We start from the raw sequence: 14,995 nt of genomic DNA, 5'->3' as shown, positions 1-14,995 counted from the left end.
GGAAATGAAGGGACGATCAGGGATTGCCCGCCGCAGGCGGACAACAAATAGACGAACGAGAGTAGCAAGAATAGGAATTAACAGGCGTCGTGGGAACAAGAAGCATGTGGAGCTTCAAAAAACAAGAAAAAGCCGATCAACGTCTGGCCAAGTGGATCTGCACTTGATGTGGGAAGCGGGGCAAGTTGCAGGAAACGAGGCGAAGGCGAACAATACAGCATCAGACAAACACGCACGTCTCGTATGGAATGCACACGCGGCGAACGTTAAGGAACTAAGCAACTTCGATCTAGCCCTGAAGGCAGGTAAGGCATTTATGCAGGGTTATGCTCATGCCTCGGGACATTCATTGCAGATCGTGCCAGTTCCCCTTCGTCATTCGGCTGCTGCCGTTGTCTGTGCCTGTAATGAGGAACACACACTGGGGCAGGTGTTATTGCAATTAAAGCGATTGCCTCTGACGGATATCATTGTCGTACTGAATGGAACGACAGATGACAGTTTGAAACAGGTACTAAAGCAACCTGGTCTTACAGTAGTCTATGAACCGGATCGGGCAGGACATGATGTCGGGCGGGCTCTTGGAGCCAAGATGACGGATGCGGAGTCGGTACTCTTTGTGGATGGAGATATGGTCGTCCCGGCTGAACAGCTTGCACCCTTTCTGTTCGCCGTTGATCGGGGACAGGATGTGGCGTTGAATAATCTGACGTCTTTGCTTCCTGCGTTTGCCGGGCAGGATGAGGTAAGCAGGATCAAAGCATATCTGAACCGAATATTAGGCCGGGCAGATCTCGGTTCCAACTCCATGACAGCCGTGCCTCATGCATTATCTCGTCGTATGATTCAGACGGTGAAGCCAGCATCACTGGCCGTTCCACCTAAAGCACAAAGTCTAGCTATTCAGCATGGAATGAACGTCTCCGCACCAAGTCAGGTGGATGTTATTCGTTCCAATCGGTTGCGTCCTGGTAACACGGGAAGTGGGAATGATGTCGCCAGATTGATCATCGGAGATCATCTGGAGGCACTGGCTACATTACTGGGTACAGGTTGGAATTCAGCTCAGGCTCACACACTCTCCCGTGCAGAAGTGGCTTACAGGAGGAACGCCAGATGACACTGACGAGTATCATTATCCCAACGTACAACGGTCTGGATCTGATCAGGCCCTGCATCGATGCCATACGTCAATACTCAGGCGATCCTGCGTCGTATGAAATTATCGTTGTTGATAACGGCTCGACGGATGGAACGGCTGAATATTGCGCGCTAGAGCGAATTCGATTTGTAAGGTTTCCGGACAATCGGGGATTTCCGGCCGCGTGTAACGCTGGACTTCGAGCAGCTTGCGGGGATGAACTGCTGCTGTTGAACAATGATGTTACGGTCACGCCCCGTTGGCTGGAGAATCTGCGAATGGCTCTGTACAGTGACGTAAGTATTGGGATCACGGGTCCTGTTACGAACTATGCAAGCGGCATCCAGCAGATTGAACTGACGTTCCGTGACATGGAACATTTTCAGGAGTTGGCCAATTCCAATAATATTGCGGATTCTTCAAGGTGGAGGGAAGTTCGTCGGATTGTCGGTCTGTGCATGCTGATGAAACGAAATGTCGTGGAATCGGTTGGACTGCTTGACGAGGCCTATTCTCCGGGACACTATGAAGATGATGATTATTGTTATAGAGCAAGATTGCAGGGTTATCGCTTGCTGGTATGTGGAGATGTTCTCGTGCATCATCAGGGAAGTGCCAGCTTCCAGAAGACAGATCCGATAGCATGGAAACAACTGCTTGAGCGTAATCGTTCGATTTTTATGAACAAATGGCATGTCGATCCGCTTGAATATATGGACATATCCGATGAAGGAGGGAACGTGGAATGAAAGGTGTAATTCTTGCCGGCGGAACAGGAACTAGACTGTATCCGCTGACCCGGCTCATTAACAAACATCTGCTTCCGGTCGGAAAACATCCGATGATTATGTACGGCATTGACAGGCTCCGCCAGGCAGGTGTTGATGAAATATTGATTGTGATTAACAAACATTCCGCCGGGCTATATACAGAGTATCTTGGTGGCGGAGCGGATCATGGGGTCAAGTTGACTTATCGTATTCAGGAAAAGGCAGGCGGGATCGCGGAAGCATTGGATCTGGCGACATCCTTTATTCTTCCTGGCGAAAAATTCGTTGTGCTTCTCGGCGATAATCTCTTCAGTGATGATCTGAAGCCTTATGTGGACCGCTACATGCAGCAACCTGTGGGTACAGCACGAGTCCTGCTCAAAGAGGTGGATGATGCACGACGTTACGGGGTGCCTGTCTTTGATCCACAGCATCCGCAGCGAATCTCGTATATTGAGGAGAAGCCAAGCCAGCCGAAAACCTCTTATTGTGTGACAGGAATATACATGTATGATGATCATGTTTTTAACCTGATTCGTAATATCTCGCCGTCTGCGCGCGGAGAACTCGAAATTACGGATGTGAATAATCACTACGCGTCTGCTGGCGGACTGGAATACGACATTTTGCAGAAATACTGGAGTGATGCAGGTACATTTGATTCGCTCCAGGAAGCAGCCGTTCGCATGAAAGGACAATTGCCCTAAAATGAATGCGCCTGATGCTGCCGCTGTGCGGTGCCCCATGGGAGCAGAACACCCTGCGCCGGAGCTGGAAGGATGCTCCGGCGCTTTGCGCAGCGACCATCCTCGTGCATGCCAAAGGAGGGAATGGCGTGAGAGTAGTAACACGCACCGGGTCTGCTGAGGTCACTGTGTCAGGTAAGCCCCGGGGCATCCACCCGGCTGTATTAATGGGCAGTGGCACTCCGATAGCAGCAGGTACCGGGCCTGCTGGAGTCAAAGGTGTGAAGTCAGGGAAACGCAGTACCCTGACGAAAGCGGGGACATCTGCCGGCGCAGCGCATAAGGTTCGTGCAGGCAAAGCGAGCAGCCCAGGCACTGTTGTTGGCAGAGCAGGCAAAGCTGGCCCTGCGAGCGCGAGCAAAGCGGCGAGAGCCAGCCGCACCCGCAAAGGCAAAGCCGGCCCGCGCCAGGCCACTGCTGGGCGCAAGCCTGCACCCACGCGGGGCGGGCGTGCCGCTGCCCGCGCCAAGCAGCGCACGGCGATGCGCCGTGCGCCCATGCCAGCACCGCAAGCCAGCACGCCACAGGCGATGCCTGCCAGCGGTGCTGGCCCCGCCCCGCGCCAAGCGACACATCCGAAGGGTGTCGCTCCCGCGGGGCGGGATGGCGCTGCCGCCGCGCATGCGGGCAGCGCCAAGGGCTTGCCTGCGCCTGCACAGCTCGCGGAGCACGCAGTGCAGGCGCAGGCCGTGCCCGGCGGCTATGCCGAGGGCTACCGCGACGGCGTATTCGCCGGCGGGGAGGCGCTGGTGGCGCAGCATATCCCGCCGGATCACATTCTGCCTGTCGCGGCGGCGGCAGATTTGATCGCGGCGGGATTTCGCCAATACGCGCCCAGCCTGACCCGGCTGTCCAGCCCGCATGAGATGGCTGGACACATCGTGGCGGCGCTGGATGCGCAGCGCCCCTTGTCTGTCGTTCGCCTCGGAGATGGCGAACTGCTGACGCTGGCAGCCGATACGGTGCTGCCCGGCCAGGAAGTGCAGGAGCTGGCACCGTTTCTGCCCTATGCAGGGGTGCCATGCTCAACCCCCGACATCCGCGCGATGCTTGCGGAAGCCATTCAGGCCGCCGACTGGGTTGGCGTCCCGATCTCGCGGGCGCCCACATTCCAGGGGCTGCTCTTCCCCGTATTGCGTCACTTCGGAATCGACTGGTCCCGGCTGAAGTTGACCAGCTCTACCATCAATTACAGTCTGCACCAGTCCGGCTTGCTGCTGCCATTGCTGCAAGGGCGACGGGTTTTGCTTATAGGCAGCCAGGCCGCAGAGCTTGGAGCGCTGCTGCATAACCGGGGGATTCATGTCACAGGCATCATTGGTTCTGTGACGGGAGTGATGGACATTCCGAGTGTGATGCAGCTAACCGCAGAACATGCCTTCGATATTGCATTGGTGGCAGCGGGTATTCCGGCGGTCATTCTGTGTCGACGAATCGCGGGTGAACTCGGCAAGGTCGCTTTTGATTTTGGACATTTGGCTGACAAACTGGTAAAAGGAGAGCTTCAACTCTAGTGGACCGTCCGGAGGCTGGTCATATGCGCATTGGCCTCACGGACGAGTGGAAATGGAGGGAGCAATATGAGCACACCCGATCAACAGCGCGGGGAAGAACGTCATGGCCGCAGCAAGAAGGTTAATGTTCGAAACGACATCCGTCGAAAGGGTCACAGTCATCACAACATCACGTCAAATAACAGCACTCGCAGTGAAAACAGCCGGAATGGGAGTATAAGCAGCGGCAAAAAAACGGCTCGCCCTGCCTCACAGCGCGATGTCTCGCGACCTGCCATGGTCGTCCTGCATGCAGCAGGTCGTCGCTCAACGCGGAAATCCAGACGCAACGGTAAAAGCAGCCGCGCAACCAGAGCCAGGCTCTACAAACAGGGTTATCATAGAGGATACGACGAAGGTGTCCGCCAGGGACAGAGTTCATTTGGTCTGGTTTTTGAAGGAGTTAGCATCATTATTCCCACGTACAATCAACGGGAGTATGTGCTGCAATGTGTGTCCAGTATTGAAAAGCATACACCTGCCCCCTACGAAATCATTGTCGTGGATAATGCCTCCAAGGATGGAACTGCCAAGGCTATGCTCCGCAAAGGCGGCATGGTGAGGGTAGCAGCATTGGATCAAAACCGGGGGTTTGCCGGAGGTGTTAATCACGGGCTGATGATGGCGAGAGGACGACATATCATTGTACTGAACAACGATACGCTGGTTACTCCGGGTTGGCTGGATAATATGATGACATGTCTTGCCAGTGATCCGAAGATTGGTGTGGTGGGTCCGGTGACCAACTATATTGGCGGGGATCAGCAGATCGAGGTTCCATATCGTGAGGTAGGAGAGATGTGGTCTTTTGCCGCCACACAGAATCGTCCCGATGCAGACAAACATCGAATCACGGATCGTCTGGTCGGATTCTGCTGGCTATTCTCGCGGGAACTGCTGGAACGGGTAGGTTATCTGGACGAAGGGTACGCGGTGGGCAATTATGAAGATGACGACTGGATCATTCGGGTGAAGCTGGCAGGATACCAGCTTGCGGTAGCCGGGGATGCCTTTATCCATCACTTTGGAAGTGTCAGCATGAAAGCATTGGGTGAGCAGGATTTTGCAGTAGTGAACAAGGATAACGAGCAGTTTTATAACCAAAAGTGGGGAGATCCTCATGGCCTGGTTGCCGAGACGTCCCGGTTGGCGAGCCAACACACCTCTGGTACCTCATCCGGCCAACAGGAGGATAGAGACATGAGCACAATCGATTCGCGTCAGCGAATCTCAACACAGGGTAGCCAAGATCCAGCATTACAGTTTAGACGAAGTTGTGAGTTCTACCCGGAAGGTGCGTTCCTGTCGGATGCGAAAGGTGATGTCTATACGTTAACTGGCGGTCGGCGGCGTAAGCTGAACATTCCTGTACCTCGTGGAATATCACCTGTTCAGGTGGCCAAACCGGATCTGCTCGCCATTCCTGCCGGAGATGCACTGATATCAGCAGGTGACGTGCAAGGTTGGACGATGGAGTCACATCAGGTGCAGAATAAAGCGGTCCAGGATTCTCCACATCTCTGGGCAGAAGGAAGTATTGTTGCCGCAGTGGATGCACCCGAGATTCGATATCAGATCAGCGGAGGCAAGCGGAGACGATTTGTATCGGTCTATGCCGCAGAACGTTGGGGTATACATTCCGGGCATATTATCAGCGTGTCTGCGGAACAGCTGAATTCGTTGGAAGAAGGATGGCCGATTATCGCCCCACCTCAGCTCTTGAACCCGGATCTGTAATGTCAGGCAATCTGTATATCCGGATCAGCAGCATGATGCGGAATGGAAGATGCAGCGATATCCTGTGTAATCGCTCTGATTCATTCCGCATCCGAATATTACATATGAGATGTTAACTATATAATTTGAACTGAAGATTATTTATACTGACACTACGTTGACAGAATAACCTTCCAATCGCTGTTATCCCCAGATGCTTTCGATTCCCTTTCTCAAGGGGAAATCCAGGGATAGCGTATGCTTCCGATGCAGCTTTCTTTCAGAAAGCTTGTAGACGAAGTGTATGCTTTCGAAGTAGCTTTCTTGCAGAAAGCTTGTAGCTTCGCTTTTTCAGGTTTTTTCTTTCCTATCCGTTATCGTATAAATGATTAGTTCAACTTATATAGACCACTTAAAGTAAAGCGATTGAGGGAGGATACGGGATGAAGAATTCTGTAGTCAGACAAGCTGAACAGATTGCCAGTGATTTTCTGCTTGAAAAAGTAAAATGCTCTCATCATATCCTCGGCAAAGGTTTTGTCAATCAAGTCTGCCTGGTGGAGACGGCAAGTCGTAAAGTGGTTGTACGCATGAACGATCCAGATACATATTCCACCTTTGTGAAAGAAAAATGGTGTATCGAACGGGCAGCAAGTGCCGGTATCCCTGTGCCAAAGACATTATCCGTTGGAGTCAACGCCGAACATGCCTATATGATTCAAACGGTTGTGGAAGGGGATAACGGTTTGGACACGACAGTGTCTCCAACCGTGATTTGGAGAAAACTCGGAGAGTACACAAAACAGTTTCAATCCATCTCAGTGAATGGCTTTGGAAGGGAAATGCACGATGAGGTACAAAATCAATTTTATTCTCCCCCGCATCCAGGATCAGATGGCAGTTGGCAAGGTTATGTTCAGTACAATATCAATAGTCTGACGGAGCAGGACCCGCTGATCGAGCTTGGTGTCATTACGATGAAGGAATCACAGGTCGTAAGGCAATGGTTTGAACAATTAAAAATGCAAAAGTTCCGCTTTGGTTTGTGCCATGGCGACCTCTCCTTGAAGAATACAATTGTGAGTTCTACGGGTGAGATAACCCTTTTGGATTGGGGAAATGCAGAGGTTACTGTCGTGCCGTATGGGGATATCATTCAACTCATGCAATGCCAGCTACAAGGGAATGGGCCTGATAACGAACAATTGAGAGCGTTTTTAGAAGGCTATGGGACAAGTATACAAGAGCAGGAACATGAACTGAATCAAGCGAGACATGTGTTGCTGTTGAAAGCTTTCGATACATTAAGGTGGGCTATAGATCGAAGTCCGGATCAGATCAAGTTTTACACTGTATTAGCGAAACAAGCTTTTGAACAGGTTTGTCGAAATAATAGGCAATCTTTCCTGTAAAATCGTTCATCTTTCAAATATAAAATTTAATCTTTCTATTTAACTATAGGATTATTCTATTAGCAGATCCATTGACGCATGAAGGGCGCAGGAGTACATTTATAGCCATAATTCTTATATAACAGATGGGAATTGAAGGTCTAGAGCATTCGGAGGAATTCCCCGGACCTTAATTTTAAAACCTAGCAGGAGGTATGTCGATGTCATCATCAACCAAAAAAGTCGTGCTGTGGAGCAAAACAGGCTGTCATTTCTGCGGGGAAGTGAAAGCATTTCTGACAGAGCGAAACCAGCCTTTCGAGAACATTGAAGTACAGGGTAATGACGTACTGCGTGATGTGCTTGAAGCTAAATATGGCATTCGGCATGTACCCGTTATTGAAGTGGGAGGGGACGGCAAGTTCGAAGCCTTGCTGGAACCTGATCTGGAAAAGCTGGCCGAACTTCTGGCACAACCGGACGAAGCAGCAGCAGTCTGACGAGGATCCATGTACACTTTGAATCTGGCAGTTCCAGCTGTTGCATGATGCAATAGGCATGATGCAGCAGTTGGAATGTTTATGAACCGGAGGCCTTTAGGAGATGTAAATGCTCTGCATCTAACTCCATGATACGTACATTCACATCTTCAATACACATATAGAAAAAATCTATTAGTCGCGCTGTTGACCCTTTTACGGGGCAGTGATAAGATTTGTGAAATTAAAACAAACCAAACTCATAGGAATAGTTAACTTTTAGTTGATTCGCATATGTTAACCCTTCAGAACGACCCTTGAACATTCTTTTGAAGATTTTAATCCAAGGAAGGCGGAATGCACATGACAGCGAAACGCAGTTTGAAATTCGGAGCAATTGTACACGGCGTCGGAGGCAGCAATACGACATGGAGACACCCGGAAGTTCAGGCAGATGCCAGCGTTAACTTTGAGTTCTACAAACGTCAGACGCTGAAAGCGGAAGAAGGCAAGTTCGATCTTGTATTTATCGCAGACGGTCTGTATATTACCGAGAAATCCATTCCCCATTTCCTGAATCGTTTCGAACCAATCAGTATCCTGTCCGCTTTGGCTGCCGTTACTTCACGGATTGGACTGGTGGGTACCCTATCGACATCCTATAGTGATCCCTTCACCGTAGCCAGACAGTTCGGTTCTCTTGATCAGATCAGTGATGGCCGTGCAGGCTGGAACGTTGTGACCTCCCCGCTGGAAGGTACAGCGAAGAACTATAGCAAGAGTAATCATCCAACGCATCCGGAACGGTACCGCATCGCTACGGAATATCTGCAGGTAACCAAAGGATTGTGGGACTCGTGGGAAGATGATGCCTTTGTAAGAGACAAAGAGAGCGGTGTATTCTTCGATCCATCCAAGCTGCACACCCTTAATCATGAAGGAGAATTCTTCTCCGTACAGGGTCCGCTCAACATTGCCCGTTCACGGCAAGGGCAGCCGGTAATTTTCCAGGCAGGTTCTTCAGAAGATGGCAAAAACCTGGCTGCGCAAGAAGCGGATGCTGTCTTTACCGGACACGATACGATTGAAGATGCTCAGGCATTCTATAAGGATGTCAAAACACGGGCCGCTTCCTATGGACGTTCTTCACAGGATATTGTCATTCTGCCAGGTATCAATCCTATTGTTGGACGGACGGAAGAGGAAGCTGAACAGAAATATCAGGAAATCGCAAGCTTGGTCACGATAGACAAAGCATTGGATTACCTGGGACGATTCTTCGAACATCATGATTTCTCCCAATATCCATTGGATGAACCTTTCCCGGAGTTGAACGGAATTGGAAGCAACAGTTTCCGCAGTGGCACGGACAAGATTAAGAAGGATGCCAAGGAGCAAGGGTTGACCTTGCGTGAAGTGGCACTGCGGGCAGCAACACCACGCAGCAAATTCCTCGGCACACCGGAGCAGGTTGCTGACAAAATTCAGGAATGGTTTGAGACGGAAGCGGCTGACGGTTTCATTATTGCTTCCGAATTGCCAAGTGGATTGTCTGATTTCGTAAAACTGGTTGTTCCAATTCTGCAAGAGCGCGGCCTCTATCGTACGGACTATGAACACGATACATTGCGAGGTAATCTTGGGGTGAAAATTCCGGTTAACCGTTATACGGCTGCCAGGGAGCAAGTGGTATCTGATCTGGCATAATTGAGATGAACTCAACCATTCACACTATTTTAAAACCGACTTAACTCATAGGATATATCAAGTATTAGATATACGCATCATTATAATGACACCTGTATACACAGAGGGGGAAGCGATATGAACAGGTCTATCTCATGGATGAAATATATGGCATTGGCAGCAGTATTGGTGATGGTATTATCCGGTTGCGGAGCAGCGGCGGGGGGCAGTGCGAACGGTGCTGCTCAGGCTTCGGGCGGAGAACAGGGCGAGCAAGCCGAAGGAGGCAACCTGACTTTTGCACTCGCGACTTCACCGGATACGTTGGACCCTCATCGCAGTGGGCTTGCCGTAACGGTACGCGCCATCCGGACGATCTACGACAATCTGGTTGTGCAGCTGCCTGATGGCTCCATCAAACCTTGGCTTGCCACAGAATGGAGCGTATCCGAGGACGGCAAGAGTTATACGTTCAAGCTGCGTGAAGGCGTGAAGTTCCATGATGGTACGCCGTTTAATGCGGAAGCCGTGAAATACAATCTGGACCGAGTGATTGATCCGGCCACCAAAGCTGCCAATTCTCTAGCCCTGATTAGACCCTATAGCTCCTCCGAGGTCATTGATGAATATACCATCAAGGTAAATCTGGATTCACCATCGCAGGCTTTTCTCGGCAATCTGAGTCAGGCACTTCTGGGGATCGTATCCCCTACAGCTGCCCAAAAATATGGCGACCAGTTAGGTAAAAATCCGGTGGGCACAGGTCCGTATACCTTTGTGAAATGGGATGAAAATGCGGATATCGTCGTTGCCAAAAACAAGGATTATAATTGGGGACCTGAGACGGTTGAAAATAAAGCCGCACCTCATGTGGATACGATCACATTCAAGATCGTACCGGAAGAAGCGACACGCATTGGAAGTGTTCAGAGTGGTCAGGTACTCGCTGCCGAGACCGTTCCGCCGCAAAATATCGCTGCATTAAAGAACGATCCGAACCAACAATTGTTGCAGGCTAATACAGTTGGATTGCCGTACACACTCTTTTTCAATCTGCGCAAAGCGCCTTGGGATGATGTGAAAGTAAGACAGGCGGTACAATCTGCCGTAGATGTGGAATCGATTGTCAAAACATTGTATCTCGGCAACTACGAACGAGCGTGGTCTGCACTGTCTCCTGGAATTCTGGGTTATGATGCATCGCTGGAAGGAAGCATTAACCCTGACATCAACAAAGCCAATCAGCTGCTCGATGAACAAGGCTGGGTGAAAGGTGCAGACGGTATTCGTGCCAAAGACGGCCAGAAGCTGACCCTGCGTTATGTCGATGGTTCACCCAATCGGGAGAAACGCAATGACATTGCTGCGATTATCCAGCAACAGCTGAAACAGGTAGGCATCGCCGTTGAAGTGGAGATTACGAAAGACGTAGCAACGGTCATCTATCAGAACTGGGATTATGATCTCTATGGCAATAGCCAGGTCAATTCTGATCCAAATGCCTTGTACGCCTTCTATCATACGAGTGCAGAGGGGCAGCGTCCGACCTTATCCGGTTTGTCTGATCCAAAGATCGATGAACTGCTGGAGCAGGGGGCCGTTGAGAGTGACGCGGATAAACGTGTCGAGATCTACAATCAGATTCAACAATATCTGATTGAGCAAGCGGTGATTCTGCCGATCTATGTATTCCCGTATACCGTTGCAGCATCCAAAAAGGTGGAAGGTATCAAGTTTGATTCCCTGGGTTATCCCCTCTTCAATGATGTTCGTATTCAGCCCTAGCATGAAGGGTCAATCCAGATACAGGAAGGAGATATCCCGGTATGGTTCAAACGATACTGTCGAGACTTGCAACATCGCTTCTGGTTATTTTCGGAGCTTCGGTGCTGGTATACTGCATCATGTATCTTCTGCCGGGTGATCCGGTTCTGCTCATGCTGGATCCATCCTCGGCTACGCCGGAGATGATCGAGAATCTGCGGGCGCAGCTTGGATTGGATCAGCCGTTTTACATTCAGTTTGCCAACTATTTCGGTGATATGCTGCGTGGGGATTTTGGCAAATCCATGATCAATTCTGATCCGGTCTTGCCGAAGATACTGGAACATTTTCCAGCTACAATGGCTTTGACTGCTCTCAGCTCAATCATTGCCATTACAATCGGAATTACACTCGGTGTATTGTCTGCCATTCATCGCAATGGCGTAATTGATTTTGTCGCCCGGCTCGTTGGGTTGTTCGGCATCTCCATGCCAACCTTCTGGACGGGGATATTGCTCATCCTGTTATTCTCGGTACAGCTTGGCTGGTTCCCGGCCATGGGTTCCGACGGTTTCAGTTCACTGGTTCTTCCCGCGGCTACACTGGGTCTCGTGGGTGCAGGATTTATTGTACGGATGGTACGGAACAGTATGCTGGAAGTCATCAACGAACCGTTTATCGTGGCTTTACGGGCCAAAGGCCTTTCGGAACGTGCCATCATGTATGGTCATGCACTTCGTAATGCACTGATCCCTGCTGTAACAGTAATCGGCATGCTGATCGGTGATCTACTTGCTGGAACCGTTGTGGTGGAGACCGTCTTCTCCAGACAAGGAATCGGCCGGATCATTGCGGATGCGCTAATGGCCAAGGATCTGCCCGTGGTACAAGGCGTTGTTTTCTTTACATCCATTATCTATGTGGTCCTGAACCTGCTGGTGGATATTTCGTATTCGTACATTGATCCCCGGGTTCGGCGTGCAGTCCGAACATGATATTGGATGGAATAGTCAGCAGTGTCCTGACTAGGAGTATGGAAGGAGGCGTTGTTGCTCATGAGCATGAAACCTTTGGTTAGTGACAAAAAAGCATGGGCAGGCGGTGCAGGACGTATCCGTCTATGGAATCGCCGCCCTTGGCGTTATCGCGTCTCATTCGCGGTATCCCGATTATTCTTTTATGCAGCATTGCTGGTGGTGGTCTTTACCGTAGCATGTGCGATTGTGCCGGGATGGATTGCGCCCTATGATCCAACGCAGATGATGACGGATGCCATTCTGCAGGCTCCCTCCGCTGCACACCTGTTCGGGACGGACTATTTTGGCAGGGATATCTTCAGTGTGGTTGTACATGGGAGCAGAGATTCATTGCTCATTGGATTCGCTTCGGTACTTGTAGGCGGTATTGTCGGTAGTGCGCTTGGTATTATCTCCGGTTATGCCGGAGGCATTGTCGACACGATTACCATGCGAGCTGTTGATATTCTGATGGCTGTACCCGGCGTGCTCCTGGCATTGTCTGTTGCCGCTGCTCTCGGGCCAGGACTGATGAACATTGCACTGGCTGTTGCTGTTTCCTCCATTCCGGGGTACGCACGGGTCATGCGTGGGCAAGTCATATCGGTCAAAGGTCTGCCTTTCATTACAGCGACACGTTCACTGGGTGGTTCCAATACACGTATTTTCTGGAAACATGTACTGCCACATTCATTGTCACCGTTGCTGGTCATGGCTACGTTGGGCGTAGGGACATCGATCTTAACGGGTTCAGGACTGAGTTTTCTTGGGCTTGGGGTGTTGAAAGAAATTCCGGATTGGGGTGCATTGCTCTCCCAAGGTAGAGGGTATCTAACGGTTGCCTGGTGGATCTGTACGTTCCCGGGGCTTGCGATCACGTTGTTTGTACTGGCGGTTAATCTGATTGGAGACGATATTCGCGATCGGTTGGACCCCAAAGTAAAAGGAGCGGCCTGACCGCTATACCAAAATATAAGAAGTTATAATTTTCACCCTATCCATTTTTATATTTCACTGCGAAACGGTAGCTGTGCCACCAGAGGACGGCGACAGCAGTTTACGCTTGAGGAGGAATACGTTATGCCACATGTCGTCATTATTGCCGGATCACCTTCCAAACGTTCGCGTTTGACAGGTCTGACGGATTACAGCAGCCAAAAATTAACGGAGGCAGGCATCACCGTTGAAGTCATTCATGTTGCGGATCTACCCGCTGAGGATCTGGTGCAAGCCCGGTTCGGCAGCTCATTCATTCGGGATGCACTGGCTGTCGTTGAAGCCGCGGATGCAGTCATTGTAGCTACGCCGGTATACAAGGCATCGTACTCGGGAGTGCTCAAGCTGTTCCTGGATCTGATTCCGCAAGAAGGTCTACGGGGCAAGTTGACACTTCCACTCGTTATCGGTGGCTCTATTGCTCATCTGCTCGCCATTGATTATGCATTGAAGCCTGTACTGGCGGCCCTTGGTGGAAGACATATCCTGGGTGGTGTGTATGCTGTGGATCAGGGAATTGAACGACTGAATGATGGACAATTCGTACTCTCGGCAGATATTACTACACGTCTGGATCGCTCGCTGGATGAATTGAGATTGACACTGGAAAAGGATGGGATTACGATATCATAAAACCAAGTAAGTGTATTGGATAAATCAATATAAGATCAAACGTCTGCGGACGTGGATACGGAGGCGCTCATGAATATCGAGAATATTGAAGCATTTGTATATATCAATCATTATGGAAGCTTCAATAAGGCTGCCGAAGTACTCTTCTTGTCCCAACCTTCGGTCACAGCTCGCATTCAGTCACTGGAAAGGGAGCTGGGCTGCAAGTTGTTTGATCGGCTTGGCAAGCAAATTGTCCTGACAGAAGAAGGTCGGAAATTCCTGCCGTATGCGCAGCAAGTGCTGCAAGTCATTCAGAAGGGCAAGCAGAAGATTCAACAACGCAAGACAACACCGGATGCACTTCGACTGGGGAGTACAGTATCGGTCTCGAATTATGTCATTCCCGATTTTCTACCCAAGATCAAGGAAGCTTACCCCGAAATTAATATCAAACTGACGACGGCAACGACGGATCAGCTGATTGCCAAATTGCTTGGTCAGGAGATCGATCTTGCTTTTGTACGCAAGGTGATGCATCCTGCGATCCGTACGGTTGCTTTTTATGAAGATCCAATTCAGCTCTATGTGTACAAAGGACATCCATTCATGGAGAGCGGGCATGTCAGCATGGAAGCGATCCGGCATGAGCAACTGGTCTTTTTCGAATGTGGTTCATTGGACTGGCTTCGCATTCACCGGGCTTTCGACTCGCTGGAACATCCTCCGAATATTACATATCATGTCGACAATTCGGAGACAGCGAAGAAACTGGTTATGCAAGGGGCAGGCATTGCTTTTCTCCCGGGACTCACGGTGAAGAAGGAAGTGCAGAATCAGGAGTTGTTCCCCATTCAGGTACATGAGGTGGCAGGTGTATCATTGCAGATCAGCGTTGTCACGTTAAAGGAAGAATATTCGCCATTGGCAGAGCCCTTCGGGGAACTGCTGCGACAGTTATAGAGCGTCTATGTTGAATCCGACTTTTACACCAAAACGGAGAGTGCAGAACCAATCTGAAGAAGCGAAGCGTGCGAATTTATCAACGGATTTTTCCCTTGCACCAAGGGAGTACAGAAAATCTGGGGATAAGAGCGATCGGAAGCTGGTACTGCAATCGGAGTG

13 protein-coding genes are annotated in these 14,995 nt (G+C 50.4%); all 13 read left to right on the top strand.

Annotation, left to right across the window (positions count from 1 at the left end; all coding sequences use genetic code 11):
• Positions 1-4 precede the first annotated feature (4 nt).
• The 13 genes from MKX40_RS25080 (at position 5) to MKX40_RS25020 (ending at position 14,833) form a co-directional block, all read left to right on the top strand.
• Positions 5-1,120, top strand: coding sequence for a glycosyltransferase family A protein (locus tag MKX40_RS25080; protein ID WP_339237389.1), 1,116 nt, complete (start codon positions 5-7; stop codon positions 1,118-1,120).
• A complete protein-coding gene (locus tag MKX40_RS25075; RefSeq protein WP_339237387.1) occupies positions 1,117-1,890 on the top strand; it encodes a glycosyltransferase family 2 protein in 774 nt (257 codons plus the stop codon). Before MKX40_RS25080 ends, MKX40_RS25075 begins: the two co-directional genes overlap by 4 nt.
• Complete coding sequence (locus tag MKX40_RS25070; RefSeq protein WP_339237384.1) at positions 1,887-2,618, top strand: sugar phosphate nucleotidyltransferase; 732 nt, start codon at positions 1,887-1,889, stop codon at positions 2,616-2,618. Before MKX40_RS25075 ends, MKX40_RS25070 begins: the two co-directional genes overlap by 4 nt.
• Before the next feature lie 713 nt (positions 2,619-3,331).
• A complete protein-coding gene (locus tag MKX40_RS25065; RefSeq protein ID WP_339237381.1) occupies positions 3,332-4,171 on the top strand; it encodes a GT-D fold domain-containing glycosyltransferase in 840 nt (279 codons plus the stop codon).
• Between the two features lie 66 nt (positions 4,172-4,237).
• The gene (locus MKX40_RS25060; protein WP_339237379.1) at positions 4,238-5,947 is read left to right on the top strand and encodes a glycosyltransferase family 2 protein; all 1,710 of its coding nucleotides are present in this window, start codon (positions 4,238-4,240) and stop codon (positions 5,945-5,947) included.
• Positions 5,948-6,369: 422 nt separating this feature from the next.
• Positions 6,370-7,338, top strand: a complete 969-nt coding sequence (locus MKX40_RS25055; RefSeq protein WP_339237376.1) for an aminoglycoside phosphotransferase family protein — start codon at positions 6,370-6,372, stop codon at positions 7,336-7,338.
• 200 nt (positions 7,339-7,538) lie between these two features.
• Positions 7,539-7,817 carry a glutaredoxin family protein gene (locus MKX40_RS25050; protein ID WP_253440555.1) on the top strand — a complete coding sequence of 93 codons (279 nt, stop codon included), beginning with the start codon at positions 7,539-7,541 and terminating at the stop codon, positions 7,815-7,817.
• A gap of 342 nt (positions 7,818-8,159) precedes the next feature.
• Positions 8,160-9,503 carry an LLM class flavin-dependent oxidoreductase gene (locus MKX40_RS25045; RefSeq protein WP_339237372.1) on the top strand — a complete coding sequence of 448 codons (1,344 nt, stop codon included), beginning with the start codon at positions 8,160-8,162 and terminating at the stop codon, positions 9,501-9,503.
• Between the two features lie 117 nt (positions 9,504-9,620).
• The gene (locus tag MKX40_RS25040) at positions 9,621-11,267 is read left to right on the top strand and encodes an ABC transporter substrate-binding protein (RefSeq protein WP_339237369.1); all 1,647 of its coding nucleotides are present in this window, start codon (positions 9,621-9,623) and stop codon (positions 11,265-11,267) included.
• Positions 11,268-11,308: 41 nt separating this feature from the next.
• Positions 11,309-12,241 (top strand): ABC transporter permease, encoded by a 933-nt coding sequence (locus tag MKX40_RS25035; RefSeq protein ID WP_339237366.1) that lies wholly within the window; start codon positions 11,309-11,311, stop codon positions 12,239-12,241.
• 60 nt (positions 12,242-12,301) lie between these two features.
• Positions 12,302-13,219: an ABC transporter permease gene (locus MKX40_RS25030; protein ID WP_339237363.1), complete on the top strand. Its 918-nt coding sequence runs from the start codon at positions 12,302-12,304 to the stop codon at positions 13,217-13,219.
• Between the two features lie 123 nt (positions 13,220-13,342).
• Entirely contained in the window at positions 13,343-13,891 is a 549-nt protein-coding gene (ssuE, locus tag MKX40_RS25025) for an NADPH-dependent FMN reductase (protein WP_339237360.1), read from the top strand.
• Between the two features lie 69 nt (positions 13,892-13,960).
• Positions 13,961-14,833 carry a LysR family transcriptional regulator gene (locus MKX40_RS25020; RefSeq protein WP_339237357.1) on the top strand — a complete coding sequence of 291 codons (873 nt, stop codon included), beginning with the start codon at positions 13,961-13,963 and terminating at the stop codon, positions 14,831-14,833.
• Positions 14,834-14,995 lie beyond the last annotated feature (162 nt).

Source organism: Paenibacillus sp. FSL R5-0517, assembly GCF_037974355.1.
Classification (GTDB): domain Bacteria; phylum Bacillota; class Bacilli; order Paenibacillales; family Paenibacillaceae; genus Paenibacillus.
Note: the sequence above shows the minus strand (reverse complement) of the source record. Positions and strands in the feature narration are given on the sequence as shown.